At 43.4% G+C, this 18,149-nt stretch carries 17 protein-coding genes; 6 read left to right on the top strand and 11 right to left on the bottom strand.

What is annotated here, in order from left to right:
- The 5 genes from A2517_RS10675 to A2517_RS10655 all read right to left on the bottom strand — a co-directional run.
- Nucleotides 1–657, bottom strand: a 657-nt coding sequence (locus tag A2517_RS10675) for a hypothetical protein (protein WP_294896869.1), incomplete at its 3' end; no start/stop codon positions are given.
- A 95-nt stretch (nucleotides 658–752) separates the two neighbouring features.
- Nucleotides 753–1,343, bottom strand: coding sequence for a LuxR C-terminal-related transcriptional regulator (locus A2517_RS10670; protein WP_294896867.1), 591 nt, complete (start codon nucleotides 1,341–1,343; stop codon nucleotides 753–755).
- A complete protein-coding gene (locus A2517_RS10665; protein WP_294896865.1) occupies nucleotides 1,344–2,684 on the bottom strand; it encodes an HlyD family type I secretion periplasmic adaptor subunit in 1,341 nt (446 codons plus the stop codon). It abuts the gene before it with no gap.
- Nucleotides 2,681–4,861 (bottom strand): type I secretion system permease/ATPase, encoded by a 2,181-nt coding sequence (locus tag A2517_RS10660; protein WP_294896864.1) that lies wholly within the window; start codon nucleotides 4,859–4,861, stop codon nucleotides 2,681–2,683. The genes A2517_RS10665 and A2517_RS10660 overlap by 4 nt, the downstream gene beginning before the upstream one ends.
- Complete coding sequence (locus tag A2517_RS10655; RefSeq protein ID WP_294896862.1) at nucleotides 4,858–6,276, bottom strand: TolC family outer membrane protein; 1,419 nt, start codon at nucleotides 6,274–6,276, stop codon at nucleotides 4,858–4,860. Before A2517_RS10655 ends, A2517_RS10660 begins: the two co-directional genes overlap by 4 nt.
- Nucleotides 6,277–6,518: 242 nt before the next feature.
- Between A2517_RS10655 and A2517_RS10650 the strand changes: the two genes are divergently transcribed.
- On the top strand, nucleotides 6,519–7,157 hold the full coding sequence (locus A2517_RS10650; RefSeq protein ID WP_294896860.1) for an OmpA family protein: 639 nt from the start codon (nucleotides 6,519–6,521) through the stop codon (nucleotides 7,155–7,157).
- A 32-nt stretch (nucleotides 7,158–7,189) separates the two neighbouring features.
- Here the strand turns inward: A2517_RS10650 and A2517_RS10645 are convergent, their stop codons facing one another.
- From A2517_RS10645 to A2517_RS10620, 6 genes are read right to left on the bottom strand one after another with little or no spacing between them, the layout of a single operon-like run.
- Complete coding sequence (locus A2517_RS10645; protein WP_294896858.1) at nucleotides 7,190–7,687, bottom strand: HIT domain-containing protein; 498 nt, start codon at nucleotides 7,685–7,687, stop codon at nucleotides 7,190–7,192.
- Nucleotides 7,687–9,126, bottom strand: a complete 1,440-nt coding sequence (locus A2517_RS10640; RefSeq protein ID WP_294896856.1) for a UDP-N-acetylmuramoyl-tripeptide--D-alanyl-D-alanine ligase — start codon at nucleotides 9,124–9,126, stop codon at nucleotides 7,687–7,689. The genes A2517_RS10645 and A2517_RS10640 overlap by 1 nt, the downstream gene beginning before the upstream one ends.
- A gap of 9 nt (nucleotides 9,127–9,135) precedes the next feature.
- Nucleotides 9,136–9,870 (bottom strand): alpha/beta hydrolase, encoded by a 735-nt coding sequence (locus A2517_RS10635; RefSeq protein WP_294896854.1) that lies wholly within the window; start codon nucleotides 9,868–9,870, stop codon nucleotides 9,136–9,138.
- A 2-nt stretch (nucleotides 9,871–9,872) separates the two neighbouring features.
- Nucleotides 9,873–10,910 (bottom strand): D-alanine--D-alanine ligase, encoded by a 1,038-nt coding sequence (locus A2517_RS10630; RefSeq protein WP_294896852.1) that lies wholly within the window; start codon nucleotides 10,908–10,910, stop codon nucleotides 9,873–9,875.
- 10 nt (nucleotides 10,911–10,920) lie between these two features.
- The gene (gene ruvA / locus A2517_RS10625; RefSeq protein WP_294896850.1) at nucleotides 10,921–11,484 is read right to left on the bottom strand and encodes a Holliday junction branch migration protein RuvA; all 564 of its coding nucleotides are present in this window, start codon (nucleotides 11,482–11,484) and stop codon (nucleotides 10,921–10,923) included.
- Nucleotides 11,481–13,382, bottom strand: coding sequence for a flagellar assembly protein A (locus A2517_RS10620; protein WP_294896848.1), 1,902 nt, complete (start codon nucleotides 13,380–13,382; stop codon nucleotides 11,481–11,483). Before A2517_RS10620 ends, ruvA begins: the two co-directional genes overlap by 4 nt.
- Before the next feature lie 169 nt (nucleotides 13,383–13,551).
- Between A2517_RS10620 and A2517_RS10615 the strand changes: the two genes are divergently transcribed.
- The 5 genes from A2517_RS10615 to cysS all read left to right on the top strand — a co-directional run.
- Nucleotides 13,552–13,803: a hypothetical protein gene (locus tag A2517_RS10615; protein ID WP_294896846.1), complete on the top strand. Its 252-nt coding sequence runs from the start codon at nucleotides 13,552–13,554 to the stop codon at nucleotides 13,801–13,803.
- Between the two features lies 1 nt (nucleotide 13,804).
- Nucleotides 13,805–14,083: a type II toxin-antitoxin system RelE/ParE family toxin gene (locus tag A2517_RS10610; RefSeq protein ID WP_294896844.1), complete on the top strand. Its 279-nt coding sequence runs from the start codon at nucleotides 13,805–13,807 to the stop codon at nucleotides 14,081–14,083.
- Nucleotides 14,084–14,214: 131 nt separating this feature from the next.
- Nucleotides 14,215–15,225: a DUF3800 domain-containing protein gene (locus A2517_RS10605; protein WP_294896842.1), complete on the top strand. Its 1,011-nt coding sequence runs from the start codon at nucleotides 14,215–14,217 to the stop codon at nucleotides 15,223–15,225.
- A 141-nt stretch (nucleotides 15,226–15,366) separates the two neighbouring features.
- A complete protein-coding gene (gene murJ, locus A2517_RS10600; RefSeq protein WP_294896840.1) occupies nucleotides 15,367–16,770 on the top strand; it encodes a murein biosynthesis integral membrane protein MurJ in 1,404 nt (467 codons plus the stop codon).
- A 15-nt stretch (nucleotides 16,771–16,785) separates the two neighbouring features.
- Nucleotides 16,786–18,149: cysteine--tRNA ligase (gene cysS, locus A2517_RS10595; protein WP_294896838.1), on the top strand; the 1,364-nt coding region annotated here is incomplete at its 3' end.

Here is an 18,149-nt window from a genome sequence, read left to right as displayed (position 1 = left end):
ATCGCTGACGCTAAAGGTCGCCATGACCGTTCCGGCCGTTGTGGTATCTTCGATCGCCGAACCATCGGTGATGCTCAGGAGTGTCGCATCGTTCGTATCCCCTACATTATCCGTAGGAATCGTTTCAACTAAATTTTCTATCACAACAGGTCGAACTACAGCCGGTATATCACTCGCAGCCGCAGGAGCATTAGCACCAGTAGTATTCAATAACGTAGATACATCCCCGACCGATCCCGTACGATCAAAGAAAATATCACTTCCCGGTCGTTCTTGATCTGTTATCGTCTCCCCTGCCGCAGTCTCATCACCCGCTTCAGTTATCTCGCCATTTACAGGCAATTCAAAACCGTTGATTGCCATCGCTCTTTTGAGTGAATCAACCGTTACAATCGCATCTTCATCGACAAAAACGCCTTTGAGCAAAGAGGTATCAAAATTTAGCGCTTGATTTCCAGCAATGAGAAGATCACCCATCCCCTCAATCGTGACATCAATAACAATTTTCGCATTTTGAGGGTTCGTAGGTGCACCGTAAACCAGTTCACCTTCATGGATCGCTTCGCCGACTTTTAACTGTCGAACAGCCCCTTTAGCATCTTTGACAAAAAAAGTACCTTGCTCTAACGATTTTACGTATCCGATTACTCGTGCCATAGCGATCCCCTAAAATGAGAAAATTTTATATTCTCTTATTTTAGCCTAGCCAAAAAAGTAAGTCTATTGTACTTAGGTACTAATTGAAGCGAAAATCAGCTGTGGAGGAGCAGTGAGAGGGCCAGACGATCTTTAAGCGAGAGTTTTTGATAGATAGCACTCGCATGTGCTTTGACCGTGCGAACGGTGATATCCAACGCATCGGCAATTTCTTGATGGGTAGCTCCGTCACCCAACATCATAGCAACTTCGCGCTCCCGATGGCTCAAAACATCCAATACCGCCAACGACTTATCTTTGGAGCTTTTTTGATCCCGAATCTGAGAGATCATCAACGTAATAAAATCGGGGTGAAGCCATACCTTCCCCTCTTCAAGTGCCTGATAGGCGGAGTGCAAATGGGATTCATGCATCATAGCATTGCCATACCCCATAGCTCCCAATTGTAAAAAATGTTGCGCTTTAGAAAAATCAGGGGTCATTGAAAAAACCATTACGCGATGCAAAAAAAGATTTTTAATTTCAACATCAGGCAAAGGAGCAATCATCGTATCCGTGATAAAAACAATAGCGTTATACTCGATATCAGAGGCAAATTTGCTCAACACCGTTGCCTCCATATCACTGAAGCTACTCGACCATCGCTCACATATTCTACTATTATCGCACAGCAAATACAACTTCACTTAGCGCTCCGTAAACGTATATTGTTTAGCTTTTAAAATCGGTTTTAAAATGTATTCCAAAACAGTTTTCTTACCGGTAATGATATCAACGTTGACCATCATACCCGGAATGATTTTAAGCGGTTTCTCTTTTGTACCAAGATATTTTTTATCCGTTTGCACTTTGACGACGTAATAAACATCATCATTTTTATCGGTTACCGTGTCGGGGCTGATAGTGACTACTTTTCCATGGAGTGAGCCGTATAACGAATAATCGTATGCCGTTACTTTTACAATCGCGTCTTGTCCCGGATAGATAAACGCGATATCAGCGGGTTTTACTTTTGCTTCGGCTAACAATCCCCCCTCGGTAGGGACGATCTCAATCAAATTATCCCCCGGTTTGATAACTCCCCCTACCGTATTCACATAGAGTTTTTGGACAATACCGTTTATCGGAGATTTAATCACCGTACGGGTAACCTGATCGGCTAATGCCGAGCTCTCAGCACCGATTCGCTTATACTCCGTCTCGGCTTCATTCAACTCCATTTGCGCTTTCATCGTAAATTCCGATCGCACTTCACGGATTTTACTGCTCATCTCATTCATAGCGGCCGTGAGTCTAGGAATCGATGCCAATAATGCGTTGTAACGTTCCGTCACATCACTCAGTTCCCGCTGAAGCTTTAAAAACTCCACACGCGGCTTGATCCCCTGAGCTACCAGCGGTTCAGAAATACTGACCTCTTCTCTGATAAGAGCAAGTGAGCGTTTTTGCTCGGAAATCCGCCCCTGTGCTTCGAGTTTATCATTTTGTTTTTGTGCATATTGATCACTTAATGCCGATATTTGAGAACGAAGACGCTCTTGATTTGAGATATAAACACTGCGCTCTTGCATAATTTGCAACGGAATTTTTGCCAGATCTTCTGCACTCGGGGCAAAAGGGGTCCCCGTTGTTTCAGCACGTAAACGGACGATCTTTGCCCGCAATTCCGCCGATTTGTATTGAGAACTCTCATAGGTTGAGGAGGATTTGATATTATCAACTCGTAGCATAATATCATCCGCATTTACTTTCTGCCCCTCTTTGACCAAAATAGCGCTAAGTATCCCCCCCTCTAAATGCTGGATCATCTGATTCTCACCGCCGGGAATAACTTTACCGTCCCCTCTGACAATCTCATCAATCGGCGCAAGGGCTGCCCATAAAAATATAAAAAGAACCGTTACAATCCAGAATAAAAGGACGGAACGCAGACGTGTTGGAGTATCTTCCAACACAGCGGCTGAGAGGCTGCGCATAAACTGATAATCATTGGCATCAAATGAGAAATGATATTTTTTCTTTCTCATGCAGTACCTCCTGAGAGTTTGGCAATCACGTCATCCCTCGCACCGTCAAGATAGATTTGCCCCTCATTCATCACAATAATCCGATCGACCAGCGGTAAAACCGTATTTTTTTGTGTAATCAAAACAACTGTTTTATCGTCAAAATAGCTCTTGAGATTATTAATAAGTCGATTTTCACTCAACTGATCCATCGCGTTTGTCGGCTCATCCATAATCACAATCGGTGATTCAAAGAGCAACGCACGTGCGATTCCGATACTTTGTCGCTGACCGCCTGAGAGTCCCATTCCCCGCTCACCGATAGGCATCTCATACCCTTTCGGATGTTTGCGGATAAACTCATCCGCTCCCGAAATCACCGAAGCGCGAATCATCTGTTCATCACTGGCACGGGTTGAGCGATAGGCTATGTTATCTTTGGCAGATCCTTTGAAGAGCGTAATGTCCTGAGAAACATAGGAGATATTTTTGCGTAAATCCGCTGGATCAATCTGTTTGATATCGATACCGTCAAGTAAAATCGACCCTTCATTCGGTTCGTAAAGATGGAGCAAAAGCTTGGATATGGTACTTTTTCCCGATCCAATTCGACCGATTATCGCTACTTTTTCCCCCGGTTTGATCTTGAAAGAGACATTGTTTAATGCACTGTGATCCGATTCATCATACGAAAAACTGATATTTTTAAACTCTATCTCCCCCTTAAGTTCCGGACGAGTAATGAATTTTTTTCCGTGAGGACGCTCGGAAGGCTGTGAGATTATCCCCTCAATCGCATCGTACGCCGCCTTGGCATCTGAATAATTGGAGATCAATGCTGCCGCTTGTCCCATCGGCGCAACGGTACGTCCCGCAATAATAATAATAGCGATCAGCCCCCCCATCGTTAGCTCATGCTCACCGATCAGATAAACCCCCACAATTACCAATACTACGGTCGTCAATTGGGTTAAAAAACCGGTTACGGTAGAGATTGAGGTCGAAATTAGGCGTGATTTTAAGCTTTTTTGGGCGATTTCACCCGTTGCCTCTTCCCAAGCCCATTGAACCTGTCCCGTCGTTCCGAGAGTTTTAAGTGTTTCGATATTTTGCAACGCTTCAATCAGAATCGAGCTTTTGGCCGCAGACGATTTATGGGTCTCTTCGATACTTTCGCGAAGAGGATTGCGCATAAAAATAGCATACCCCAAGATGAGGAACATCATCACGAGCGGAACCACAACCATCCATCCGCCGATGTATCCGATTACTAACAAAAAAAGGATCGCAAATGGAAAATCGACCAATGCCGTCAGGGTAGAGTTGGTCAGAAACGAGCGGATAGAATCAAAATCTTTTAGATTGCTGGCAAATGATCCGACCGATTTGGGATGCGAGGCCATTTTAAGATCAAGCACTTTTTCAAAAATCATCGACGACATAATAATATCACTTTTTTTACCGGCACTCTCTAAAAGCATCGCTCGGGTAAATTTTAAAAACGTATCCAATACATAAACAACCAAAACACCGATAGCAAATACCCATAGCGTTTCCGTGGCATCATTAGGGATGACACGATCATAGACGCTCATCGTAAAGAGAGGACTCGCCAGAACAAACAGATTCACCAATACCGTCGCATAAATAACATCACGATAAATATTTTTGGAAAGTTTCAAGGTATCCCAAAACCAGTGTTTGTGTTTAACATTGAGCGTCAGGGAATCGTTTTCATTATAAACAAACGGTTTTTTGATCAAAAATGCGAATCCCGTATATTCGTTATCAAGCATTTCTGCAGGTACCGTCTCCTCAATCGCCTCTTCTGCCGGAAGGATAATTTTACACGTTGTTCGATCTGCAGAAATTGAATCAAGGATACACGCATTCGAATTTTCTAACAATAAAATCATTGGAAGCTGTAAAGGGGAAATATCGGAGAGTTTTCGATGAACGAGTGTACTTTTTAGGCCGGCACGACTTGCAGCTCTTGAAAAAAGACCTTTGGAAGATTTGAGGCTGTAAAGACGAAGTGCCCCTCCCCACGGTGCCGTAGGCAAGCCTGCCATCAGTGCTTCGGCGGTAAAAGGTTTATGATAAATCTGCGTAAATAAGACTAGGCATTGCAACAGAGGATCAACACCGAACGCGGCCCCCTCCGGATCCGCAATCCGTCCTTCTAACTCTTCACTCATTTGGAATCTCGCTTGTAAGTGCCCTCTTGCCGATCGGCAAAAATAAGGGTGTCTACCTGCTGATCATTATCAGGACGATTATCCAAAAAATGTAATCCCGCTTTTTGAGGATACACTTCCCCGTTGGAGCCTAAAATATTTTGAACCATCGACCCCATCGCATCTAAAATACGGTAGTGCGCAAATAATAGATCGTTTTCAGCACGAACGATTTGCGATTGCGCCGCAACGTGATCATTTTGAGCTACCAAAAGGTCTAACAACGTCCGACGCCCTAAATCGTACTCTTTTTGATACAGCTCAAGGGTTTTGGCACTGGTCGCTTCATACCGTTTGAGATGAACCAATTGTTCAGAGATATAGGTTTTGGCACTCCAAGAGAGTTCCCCCTGCTCATCAAGCTTACGTATCGTTTCCCGTTTGCTTTCGCTCTCTTGATGCATTTTGCTCAAATTTTTCTGCGATTGAGCCTCATCGGCTCCGCCTCGATAGAGGTTATAGGTGAGCGTTAAACCAAATTTCGTTCGATCGTCATCCCCTACTATTCCCCCGACATCATTTGCCCAACTTTGACGTGCAAACGCATCGATTTTAGGGTAATAGTTTTTATAGGATGCTTCACGCTGAGCGTATGCCGCTTTAACGTTATACTCACTCACCAAAACCGAAGGGTTGTGCGAGCGCGCATACGCCTTCATCTCTTCAATCGTAGAGGGGAGAACACCCGAAAAACTCCCGTCTTCGAGATCTTTTGCTTCCACGTGACGCCCCAATACCCGTTCGAGATTAAACATCGCATCATCTAGATTGTTTTTAGCAACAACATAATTCGATTTAGCCAAAGAGAGAGAGGTATCGGCTTTTTCCGATTCGGAGCGGGTCGTAATCCCCGCCGTATAAAGTTTATTCACTTTATCGTAGATATCTTCATTAAACTGCACATTTGCTTTTGCGATGCAAAGCAAATCCCGATTTTTAAGAGCATTGATATATGTGTTCACAAAACTGTACGCAACATCATTCGCATTTTCGATGTAATGGTTGGATGCCGCTAAAATACGGGCTTTTTGATAATCGGCTTCATACACCGTTCCAAATCCGTTAAAAAGGTTTTGAGTCAACTGTAATGAGTGTTCGTAACTACTTAAAGAACGGCTTACATTTTGCGTTGTCGGAGATTTTGTTTTTTCTCGAGCGACCGAAGCACTGTAATCAAGGGTGGGGAGGTATTGCGCTTCGGTTATCCGTAAATCTTCTAACGTCGCACGATAATTATGCAATCGTTCCAATACAACAGGATGGGTTGAGAGGACTTCATCCATCCCTTCTCTCAAATTCAACGCGTTTAGGGTTGAAGCAGCACACAAAGAGATCATTACCGCTGCTTTTGAAAATAAAATTCTACGATTGGACATAAAATAGCTCCCACATCTTTGCAGTTAATATACTTAGTTATAACTAATTTAGACAATAAAAATTACTAGTAATGAAGTATATTACTTCTTTTAATCCTAACTGTAGTGAATTATAGCCAAAAATTTATCACAAAAATATCTAATGTATCCAGTTTTTGTGGGGTTTTTAGTGATTTAGTATTTTAAAAATATGTTTATATGTTAAAATAACATTATTTGCAAAAAGAAGGAAAAAAAATTTAATGAGTTTATATTTTCACGCAAAAGCCACCTTCACCCTCTTCCTTTTAACGATGAGTATACAATCGTTATACGGTGATTCGAATGTCACCTACTTTGCCCCGACTCACCCCGATGCTTGTTCTGAAAAAAAAGCGGTAGAAGTACCGATCGCTATAGCGGAACCTAAAGCAGCGGAAGTCCCCCCTCCCCCTCCTGCACCGATGATACCAAAAGAGAGCGACAGTGACAACGACGGTGTAGTCGATTCAAAAGATCAATGTCCCGATACCCCGAAAGGGTATAAAGTGGATACTAAAGGGTGCCCGAGCAGTGTGACCCTTCATCTGAATTTTGCCAGTAACTCAAGCACTCTCCCCGCTTCAGCTGAAGCGGAAATTGCGACTCTAACTACATTTATGGAAGAAAATCCTGCCGCAACGATGAGTATTATCGGTCATACCGACAGTACGGGTTCACGTGCTAAAAATCAAACGCTCTCAGAAAACCGAGCCAAAGCACTCGGATCACGTCTGATGCAAAACTCTATTGCATCCGATCGTATCAAAATGTCCGGCAAAGGTTCAAGTGAACCGGTCGTCTCCAACAAAACACCTAAGGGACGGGCAGAAAATCGTCGTATAGAGATCCTTATCCGCTAATCTACTCCCCTTGAATTCCTCTCAAGAGGGGATCATTTTCCCAAATAGTTTTCGGCTTCTTCTTTTAGCTTACTGTAAATTCTTTCAAAATCGGTCGAGTAGACCCGTGTTTCTGCAATCGACGTAATAAAGTTGGTATCTCTCTCCCATCTGGGAACCAAATGGAGATGAATATGCTCTGCGATCCCTGCTCCCCCCGCTTTACCCAAATTCATCCCGATATTGACACCGTGCGCTCCGAACCCCTCTTTGAGCAGACGGACACCTCTTTGAACTAAGCCGCTCATATGGAGCCACGTTTGCGGATCGAGGGCTTCGAGAGCATCGGTGTGATGGTGGGGAATAATCATAAAATGTCCGGGGGTATAAGGGTAGCGGTTCATTACGATAAAGCAACGTTCGTCACGGTAAAGTACGTGATGCGCTTTATCCAAATCAGGATGCTCCGTGATGTGACAAAAGACACACCCCTCATCCTTTTGGCCGCTGACATATTCGGTTCGCCACGGAGCGTATAAAATATTTTCCATTAGATAAAATTCGGTGCGTCGTTGGCAAAGAGGATAATATCACCCGCACGGGTCACTTCACCGAGTGTTTTAACCATCTGTGACTTATCACTCAACATGATTTTATTGGGAACGTTCAACTCTTTATCAAACTGCGCCGCATTAAGCTGACCCGTGATAATCGCAATATCAAAAACCCCGTTAATCGCACGGATCAGTTCGCTGTTAAGCGCTTCGGTACTCTCCACAAGCCCCGGAGTGACGATCACTTTTCGCCCGTTGTGAAGGGAACACAACCGTACCCCCTCCAACATTCCGTCGATGTTGCCGTTGTAACCGTCATCAAGGATGATTTTTCCCCCCGCATCGATCCGCTCCAGTCGGTGTTCGACACTTTTGAGTTTTGCTACCGCGTTCACGATCTCATCGCTGCTCATCCCCATCTCAGAGGCAATCAGAATCGCCGCATTGATGTTGATCGTTTGGAAACCGCCGAGAACGTTCGTATGAAAATGACGTTCTTCGCCGTTCACGTTCACGTCAAAATCGATCCCCTCCAACGTCGCCTCAAGATTATGGATATCATCCCCGAAAAAAGTCACTTTTTCATGCGGCTCATCCGTTACAGAGGTGTGGATAAACGCCCGTTTCAAACGATCGGAATGGATAATCTCAAGCTTGGTACGTTGAATACGCTCGAGTGTTTTAAAATATTCCAGATGCTGAGGCCCAACTTTCCCTACGACAACAATCTGCGGATGAAGAAGCTGTGCAATGGCATAGATATCGCCGATCTCGCGCGCTCCCGCTTCGCAGATATAGACCTGGATATTGGCGGGAAGCGATTCGTTCACATCGCGGATGATACCGCCGAGGGTGTTGACACTGCGCGGAGTTGCATAGACGTTGAATTTTTGACCCAATACCTGCGCGATAAAGTTTTTCATTGATGTTTTTCCGTAACTTCCGGTGACACAAATGATCGTCAAATTCTCCATCGAAGCAACTTTTTGCTTCGCCTGCTTTTTGTATGCCAAAAATAAGAACTTCTCAATCCCCCATGAGAGGATGTAGGTCAGAACAAGAGGAAAAATAACGCTATAGGCATTTCCCCACCCTTTGAGCGCGATCAAAAGATTGATGAGCAGTGTCAAAGAGAGAAGGAGGATTAAAAAGCGTTTGACCCGCCATGTCAACACCACTTTTTTATCCAGACGAACATGCCATAGATACACAAGCGGCAGGTAGAGCGCTACCACAAAGAGGCTGTAACGCGACAGAGCATAATAGAGGATAAACGGAGCGATAAAATAGGCGATGTGCCACCATGTTTTATGGTGACGTAATACCACCCGCTCAATCCGGTAATCGTACCATTGAAGATTGGTGATCAAATACCACCCCAATCCCATTACAAAAATGATATTGGCTAAAAATGCGGCTATTGGTATTAATTCCATATCTTTCCCTTAATGTTCTAAACTTTTTAAAATAGTGTTTTCAATCTCTTTGGCAACCGAGGCACTTTGTTCCAAAAAGAAATAGTGGTCTCCGTCAAACTCAACCACTTTTGATTCGGGTATCAGCTCCCTAATTTTATAAGCGGTCCATAGTGGTGTCGCCGTATCTTGACGACCGAAACACAAAAGTGCTTTCCCCGTATAGGCACTGAATTTCTCACTAAAATCTTCATTCACAACCTGCTTGAATGTTTCATACATCGGCTGACTCAACCCTTGAGCATCGGGGGCAACAAAAAAGCGGCGCAAGGAGGTAAGCCCCGTGAATTTTAGTAGTTTGAAAAGGGCGATTTTTGCCCGTATTTTAAACGGCTTAGGGACAAGTATCCCCGCAGAGGCGACCAATACCAAAAGATCAGGGTTGAGCAGCGTCGCTACTTTCCCCCCGAATGAGTGCCCTAAAATAATCATTTTATCGGCTTCGATCATCGAGATAAACGTCTCTAAAATCGTAGCATAATCTTCGGTCGTGAGGCTCATATTGCAGGTAGAGTTTCCGAATCCCGGCATATCGATATAAATATGGCGAAATTGTTTTAAATGGGCGCCGAAGGCATGTTTCATCAAGTTTTTATGAGAACCCCAACCATGCAAAAAAATGATATCGTAATGGGCAGAAGGATTGAGAATCTCATAGCTGATAGAGAAGGTGTGCTGTTTGTATTGAACCGATTTAACTGCCACGCTTATTTCCCTTTGGCTTGGGAAATAGAATGGATATAGTCGTAATTGACCCGAATCACTTTTTTATCGGGCAATGCCCCCAGAAGTTTTTGGATAGAAGCGCTGAAATTTTCAAAGAGATAATTCGCCATTGATCCCGGAATCGGATTGACCTCGTTGAGATAGACTTCACCCTCGATCTCGAAGAAATCACAACGGATCAATGCCCCCTCAAACAGAGGCAAATAGATTTTAGTGAACGATTCGCGCAACTGCGCTACCAACGCATCGCTCACCGCCGCATGCTCAACACTCCCCGAACGGGAAAAATCGAGATATTTTTTCTCGAAATCGAGGAATTCCGCTTTTTGCGGCTCTTCGACAATCGAATAAGTCATCTCGCCGCGTGCGCTGAAGCCTGCAAGGTTGTACTCTTTGACCCCTGCGATAAACGGCTCGATCAAAAGGACGTTATCAAATTCAAACGCGACATCGAGGGCATAATCGAGTTCCGATGCTTCACGTACGATACTCACGCCGATAGAGCTTCCCAAACGGGCAGGTTTGACGATAAACGGATAGGCGGTGGCGATAACTCTTTTATCTTCTTTACGCAAAATCTCATATGGGAGGGTTTTAACGCCGAGGGAAGCGGCAAGCCATTTGGTGTAATGTTTGTCGAAACTGAGCATCGATGCCTCTTTGCGAGGGCCGATGAAAGGGATATGAAAAAAATCCATCAGTGAGGCGATTGAGCCGTCTTCACCGTCTCCGCCGTGGATCAGGTTGAGAACCGGCATCTCATGTTTTTTTGAGCCGAAAAGCCCCCGTTGCTCGAATCCGCCGTTGGTAAGGAAAATTTGAGGCATCTTGCGGTGCTCTCCGCGTGAAAAAGTGACCGCTTTCATTTTCGCACCGTCGATTAAATAGAAAGAATGATCTTGGTCACAAAAAATAAAACTAAGCTCAAAGCGGCTGAGTTTCTCTTTGACCGTGATAGCACTTACGATGCTGATTTCGTGTTCATAACTGGCTCCGCCGAATAAAATGGCTAATTTCAATGAGTATCCTTTAAAGTTTTTGAAGTTGTTTTAACGCTTCTTTGACCAGCGTCGGCGTGTCGGTCGCATGGGAGAGACTTAGCGCCTTGGCAATCTGCTCTTTTTTGAATCCGAGTGATTCTAACGCCATCATCGCTTCCGTTGTAGCAGAATTTGCCGATGGAGCCGTATTTAAAAGAATAGCATCGAAACCGGCCAATTCGACCATAATCCGTGCCGCACTTTTTGGTCCGATCCCCGGAACTTTTTTCAACGCATTGACATCTTTAGATGAAATAATACCCGCAAACTGCTCCGGCGTAAAGGTCGAACAGATAGCAAGGGCAGCTTTGGGGCCGATTCCGTTGATTTTTAGCATCCCCTCGAAGAGAATTTTTTCACTTTTTTGGGCAAATCCGTACAGCTGTTGAGCGTCTTCACGGATCACATGGTGGATATGAAGCCGTGCTCTATCCGAACTAATCGTACTGTAGGTGTGCAAAGAGATAAATACCTCATAAATGACACTGTTGACATTTAAATGAACCGATGTCGGCTCTTTATACTCAATAATTCCCTCTAATCCAATAATCATTGCGACATAACCTTAATTGAAAATGCACCGTCTTCATCTTGATGCAACCCTAACACTCTCTCTTCGGAGTTATCGGAGGGGATATAAAAGACATCGATAAGCGGATCGATCAGTTTAAAAATAATCTCGTTGTGATTGTGCCAACGGTCATGATTAATAATACGTGCTTCAAAAATCCCTGCTTGAAGCGCCGTATGTTTTTCAGCCAGCCATGCGTACTGATCTTCTTTGCTTTTTAGCTCATTTCGAAGCGCTTCAAGTTTCTCTCGAAAAAGCTGATATTGTTGATATTTCTGGACAAATGCAATCGGCATTTTAATACCGTTAGCTTTATAATGGGTAAGTTTTCGTTTTAAATCTTCCATAGCAGGGGTATTTTCCACCCACGTTTGCTCATACCCGTCTAACTCTTTTTTAATATCTCGGATAGAACTTTTAACTTGCGCCATCTGATCGGAACGTTCATGGAGATTTGCATCCGATTCGTTGATCATCGGATCAATAATCAATTGATTCTCTCCCCCCACAATCTTACGGATCTCTATCCGATGCGAAGCCGCCATTTTGACGTGAGAGCCCAGCACTTCGATCACAATCTCACGGGCGCGGATTTTTCCCCCCGTCGCTTGGGTAATCGTCACTTTATCGGCTTCGACAATCCCATGCTCGAGTCGGGTGATATGCACCTCTTTTCCGTACGCCGTCCCTTTATGGACATTAATCGTGAGTTCATCCGCGCGGATAATGGCACTTTGGTGCACTTGCCCGTCAACCGTCGCTTTTTTTGCGGTTACTTTGGCATTAGGACCGACGTTACCTTCAATATTGATGGAGTTGACCGTCACCTCCATCCCCTGCCCGATCGCATCTTTCATCGAATCTTTCTCTTTAACGTTGATGGAGACATCGGCATCGAGCTGAGTATCGATCGATCCCGTCGTTTTAAAACTGATCTCCGTTACTTCCACTTCGGTATTGATATTATAGACCCCACCCTCAAAGGTCACATATCCCCCTGCTCCGGCTCGGTATTCAATACTTTTCGGGGTATCAATCACCGTGATTTTCTCTCCGGTGGTAAAGGTAGGTTCAAATTTTATAATCGGCTCTTTCGGGAGGATAAATTCCCCACGGCAATTTCGCCCACTTTCCCCTTTGCGCGGTTTTATGTATTCGATGAGCAACTCATCTTTGACTGCACTCATGACGTAACCGCGTTTGGCGTAATCAACCCTTCCGTGCTCGTCCATATTTTGGCGCTTGGTTTCGTAATGGAGGATTAATTGATCATTCACCGTCTCTATCGGTTCATACCCTTGCGCTACGAGATAACGCTCCTGCGCCACAAAACGGTAATTTCCTTCAATGCGGATTTTCGCAAAAAAGTCTCCGAGATTTTGAACCATCATCGAATCGAAAACCCCGATCATCAGATTGGCTCGAAGCTTTTTTTTGTTTATCAAATGGAGAAAATCTTCTTGAAACTTTTCGTAATAGTGGGCGACACTTCCTGCTTTAATCGTCAAATAGATTTTGCACAGCGTTGCGTTTCCACCGATGGACATATCCATCGATTCGAGCGGGTGAGCTTCAGTTAGGGAGTAAATTTCGATTTCATGAACTTGCTTGAGTTCAAATTTCGGATTTAAAAAATCATCCGCTTTGAGATCTTTCACCTCATCGGAAGTAAGTTCTACCCAATCCTCACCTGAGCCTTCTGCAGAAGCCTTTGTAAAAGTCTGGGTACCGAGAAGATGGAAGTCAAGGGAAGGGACGGGGACTTTATAGGTAAGGGAAACTTGTAAAAGCTCTTTGGCTACGTTCGAAGTACGTACAATTATCGGCGTTATCGACGATACCGTTGTCACATTTTCACCCTCTTTGGTAAACAACCCCATCTTTCTATCCTTTGTAATTGCCCCTATTTTAATCACATATCGGTTAAAATTGCGTAAAATTTATTTTAACGTATGTTTGTCCCCTTTCATCGCTAAATCTCTGTTATGATTTTTGGGGTATAATTATCGAAGTTTATAAAAAAGTCTATATTGCTCAAAAGGATAGTCTATGCATACTCTACATTTACAACTAAATGATGATTTATATGAACATCTATCCTCTAAAAATATAGATATTCAAACAAAAATCAAAGAGTACTTGGTTAGTTTAGTGGATGACGGATACAAAGGCGTATCTACCGAAGAAGCAAAACAAAAAGTGACTAGTGCCGTAGAACGCTACAGAGATGGAACAGGTTCATATACACCTCTGAATCCTAGCCACGTAGAAGAGATGAACAAATTTATCGAAAGTATCTAATTTGACAATCGTTCAAGACGATGAATTTATTATAAATCTAAAAAAAATCTTCCGTTTTATTTCCAAAGACAGTAAAAACAAGGCTAAAGCGTTTAACTCCGTCTTATATGCAAAAATCCATAACTTATCCACAAGCCCTTACAAATACCGAAAATCGCTCTATTTTGATGATATACACGTTCGAGATATGATTTTTAAAGGGTATACAATCCCCTATCTCATAGATGAGCACAATAATGTGATCGTCATTTTAGATATTTTTAAATGGATTGATAAGTAATAATTACAGTGTTATCGCTTCATTGATATTCAGGCTACTCTATTTTTTCTTTTGAGACTAAAGTTATCGGTATCACTTGGCCATTATTTCTTATTTTTTCCCTATCTTTGAAAAGTTGGAGCGAGACATAAATGAATATTTATATTGATGAAGCAGGTGTTTTTGTCAAACCTACAGAAAACAAATGTGCAGTCTCAGTAGTTGGAGCATTGATTTTACCTGAAGAGAAAACGAGTATTATATTTTCAAAATTTGAAGCTTTGAAAAGTAAATGGGGCTTGAGCGATACAGAAGTAAAAGGAAGTCAACTTAATGAATCTCAAGTAGCTAGCGTAATTGAAATACTTCAAAAATACAATGTTATGTTTGAAGTTGTTGCTATTGATATGAATATTCAAATTGAAGACGATATGACTATTCATAAGTTAGAAAGAGCTCAAAAAATGATTAGTTGCATAACTGACGAATTTAATGAAATTTTGATTAAAAATTTATACAAAACAAAAGATGAAATTGAATCTCTTCCAAATCAACTATATGTACAAGTAAGTTTAATAATTGAACTTTTGATACAAATATTTCAAAAAACAATGTTGAACTATTCGATAAAAAAACCAAAAGAATTAGAGTTTTTCAAATGGATTGTTGATGCCAAAGATACAAAAATAACAACTTCGGAAAAGATTTGGAAAACACTAATTTTACCATTGGCTCAATCAAGATCTTTTGATAAACCACTTTTAATGATTAAAGAAGGTGATTATAGTCATTTTTTTAAAAATAGAAAAAGTGGTGATATTCCAAATTATTTAGTTCAACATGTTGGCGATAAAGACCCAAATGATTTTTTTGACCTCAATTCAGTTTACACTAATATAAAGTTTGAAAATTCAAAAAATAATCTTGGAATACAACTGGCAGATATTTTAACAACCTCAATTCGTAGAAGTATGAATGGTAATTTACAGAAAAATGGTTGGCAACACTTCAGAAATGTAATAGTTAAGGGTACACAATCAATTACGCTGATAAATTTGAGTAACAATGCTAACTTTGAAAACTATAAAATTGACCCTCCATATTTTGAAGTGATAAAATATTTAGATAGAACTTCTAAAACTATCTTTGGCGGCAAAAAATAGAAGTAAATGCACAGGATGCTTGTCTCTCGAAAACTGGCTTCCGTATCGAGTACGGAATGACGAAATACCCTACTCCGATAACTTTTAATCGCTAATCAGCTAAAATTGCATCAAATCTATATTCAGGGCTTGATATAAACGATGTTTAAATCGATATTCTCCAACTCTTTTGGTATCCTTATCTCCCGTGTAACGGGCTTGGGGCGTGATGTATTAATGACATCGGTGTTGGGTGCGAACATGTGGAGCGATATCTTTTTAATGGCGTTCAAATTCCCGAATCTCTTTCGCCGTATCTTCGCGGAGGGGTCGTTTACCCAAAGTTTTATGCCCTCTTACATCGCCTCGAATCAAAAAAGTGTCTTTGCCGTCGCTATCTTCATCCGTTTTATGGTGTTTATCGTTGCCCTCTCTTTTCTCGTCACCCTCTTTCCGGGATTTTTTACCAAAATGTTGGCGTGGGACTGGGGGCATGATCTTATTTCTAAAACCGCCCCCCTTACGGCGATCAACTTTTGGTATCTTGACCTCATCTTTATCGTCACCTTTTTAGGGGCTCTGCTCCAACATAAAGAGCATTTTTTCACCACCGCATTTTCAACTGTCTGGCTCAATATCGCGATGATCGTTGCCCTGATCCTCTTTACCAACTCCGATCCGCAGACGATCGTCTATGCTCTTAGTTTTTCCATCCTCATCGGAGGGCTTCTCCAAGTGGCTACCCACCTCTATGCGATCCGCAAGCAAGGGTTGATGAAAGTGTTAATCGGCGGATGGAAATACCGCAAAACCAAAGATGTCAAAGCAGAGGAATCGAAATTCAAATCGCTCTTTATCCCCTCGGTCGTCGGGAACTCCACGGCGCAAATCGCCTCGTTTATCGACACCTCTCTTGCCTCGTTTTTGGCGGCGGGTTCGGTGTCGTATCTCTTTTACGCCAACCGTATTTTTCAGCTCCCCTTCGCCATCATTGCCCTCGCTATCACCACGGCGCTGTTTCCTAGAATCGCCAAAGCGATCAATAACGGCAATGACGAACTCGCATTCGAGAACCTTCACAAATCGTTTTGGCTTCTCAACGCTCTCTTGGGTCTCTCCGTCTTAGGGGGGATTTTGCTCGCGGAACCGATCATTTGGCTGTTGTTTGAACGCGGAGCGTTTGATATCGAAGATACCATCAATACCGCTCACGTGCTCCAAATGTACATGGTGGGGCTGATCCCTTTTGGATTGGCAAAGCTCTTTTCGATGTACCTCTACGCCCAGCACAAACATCTCAAAGCGGCGAAGATCGCCGTCATCTCCCTCGTGATCAATCTGATTTTCTCGGTTATTTTGATGCAGTCGATGGGAGCGGCAGGTTTGGCATTGGCGGGGAGTATCGGCGGTGCGGTACAGTTTATCCTCACCATTCAAGCGGTAGGATGGACAATCTTTTTTGATCTTCTCAAAACCCGTTTCAGCCTCTATTTTGTCCTCGGAACGCTCGGTTTCGGAGTGGCTTTTTATAGTTTAAACACCTTTTTGATACAATGGATACGATAAATTAGCAGGAAACCCATGACCATATACGACAGCGTCCAAAAAACAAAGCTACCTTTTATACCGCTCCAAGAGGGGAAAGTCTCCCTCTACGTCTGCGGCCCGACGGTCTATGATGATGCCCATTTGGGACATGCCAAAAGTGCATTGGTCTTTGATCTGCTTCGCCGTGTTTTGGAAGCGGAGGGGTATGACGTCCTCTTCGCCCGCAACATCACCGACATCGACGATAAGATTATCAATAAAGCGCGTGAGTTAGGGATCAGTACCTCTGAGATTGCAGAGCGTTACACTGCGGCCTACACCCGTGATATGGAAGCCATCGGCGTCCAAAAACCGACATTAGAACCCAAAGCGACCGAATCGATCGACGCGATGGCGGAGATGATTCAGCGCCTCCTCGACAAAAAACATGCCTACATTATCGGCAACGGTGATATCTATTTCGATACCCAAAGCGATACAAACTACCTCTCCCTCTCCAACCGTCAAAGCTCCGAGAACGTCAGCCGTGTCGAGAGAGTCTCCGAAAAGCGTAACGAAGCCGATTTCGCCTTGTGGAAAGCGGTACATGATGAAGGTGTCGCCTTTGATTCTCCATTTGGGCGGGGGCGTCCGGGATGGCATTTGGAGTGTTCGGCGATGATCGAGCGCTATGTGACTCCCCATGTCGGTGACTATGCCATCGATATCCACGGCGGCGGAGCGGATCTCCTCTTCCCCCACCACGAAAACGAAGCGGCGCAAACCCGCTGTGCAACGGATCATGAACTGGCGAAGTATTGGATGCACAACGGATTCGTCACGATCGGCGGTGAGAAAATGTCCAAGAGTTTGGGGAACAGCTTTTTCCTCAAAGATGCCCTAAAAGCCTATGATGGCGAAGTGCTCCGTTTTTATCTCCTCAGCACCCATTATCGGGGAGATTTCAACTTCAACGAAGAGGATTTGATCGCCTCAAAAAAACGGCTCGATAAACTCTACCGCCTCAAAAAACGGCTCTTCGGTCTCACTGCCGAAACTATCGAGACCGAATTCAAAAAAAATCTTCTTGAAGCTCTTGGAGATGATCTCAATGTCTCGCGTGCCTATGCCCTCATCGATGAACTGATCACTCACGCGAATGACGCACTCGATACCAATCCCAAAGATAAAACCTATCGCCAAACACTCCTCTGTGCGCTCGCTACCGTCGAAACGGTATTGGGTTTCGGAGGACAAAATCCGTATGAGTATTTCCAATTCGGATTGGATGATGTGGCAAAAGCAAAAATCAATGATTTAATCGAAAAACGGAGTGAGGCCAAAAAAGCGAAAGATTTTGCAACCTCCGATGCGATCCGCGATGAACTTAGTGCCTTGGGTGTCTCGATCATGGATAC

The organism is Sulfuricurvum sp. RIFOXYD12_FULL_44_77 (genome assembly GCF_001830725.1).
Lineage (GTDB): Bacteria > Campylobacterota > Campylobacteria > Campylobacterales > Sulfurimonadaceae > Sulfuricurvum > Sulfuricurvum kujiense_A.
The sequence above is the reverse complement of the archived record's forward strand: the minus strand, read 5'-3'. Positions and strand labels throughout refer to the sequence as shown.

What these genes read in the sequence shown, in the direction of transcription:
- A2517_RS10665 (WP_294896865.1), bottom strand. Translation starts at nt 2,684, where the DNA reads ATGAGAAAGAAAAAATATCATTTCTCATTTGATGCCAATGATTATCAG.
- A2517_RS10660 (WP_294896864.1), bottom strand. Translation starts at nt 4,861, where the DNA reads ATGAGTGAAGAGTTAGAAGGACGGATTGCGGATCCGGAGGGGGCCGCG.
- A2517_RS10655 (WP_294896862.1), bottom strand. Translation starts at nt 6,276, where the DNA reads ATGTCCAATCGTAGAATTTTATTTTCAAAAGCAGCGGTAATGATCTCT.
- A2517_RS10650 (WP_294896860.1), top strand. Translation starts at nt 6,519, where the DNA reads ATGAGTTTATATTTTCACGCAAAAGCCACCTTCACCCTCTTCCTTTTA.
- A2517_RS10645 (WP_294896858.1), bottom strand. Translation starts at nt 7,687, where the DNA reads ATGGAAAATATTTTATACGCTCCGTGGCGAACCGAATATGTCAGCGGC.
- A2517_RS10640 (WP_294896856.1), bottom strand. Translation starts at nt 9,126, where the DNA reads ATGGAATTAATACCAATAGCCGCATTTTTAGCCAATATCATTTTTGTA.
- ruvA (WP_294896850.1), bottom strand. Translation starts at nt 11,484, where the DNA reads ATGATTATTGGATTAGAGGGAATTATTGAGTATAAAGAGCCGACATCG.
- A2517_RS10620 (WP_294896848.1), bottom strand. Translation starts at nt 13,382, where the DNA reads ATGGGGTTGTTTACCAAAGAGGGTGAAAATGTGACAACGGTATCGTCG.
- A2517_RS10615 (WP_294896846.1), top strand. Translation starts at nt 13,552, where the DNA reads ATGCATACTCTACATTTACAACTAAATGATGATTTATATGAACATCTA.
- A2517_RS10605 (WP_294896842.1), top strand. Translation starts at nt 14,215, where the DNA reads ATGAATATTTATATTGATGAAGCAGGTGTTTTTGTCAAACCTACAGAA.
- murJ (WP_294896840.1), top strand. Translation starts at nt 15,367, where the DNA reads ATGTTTAAATCGATATTCTCCAACTCTTTTGGTATCCTTATCTCCCGT.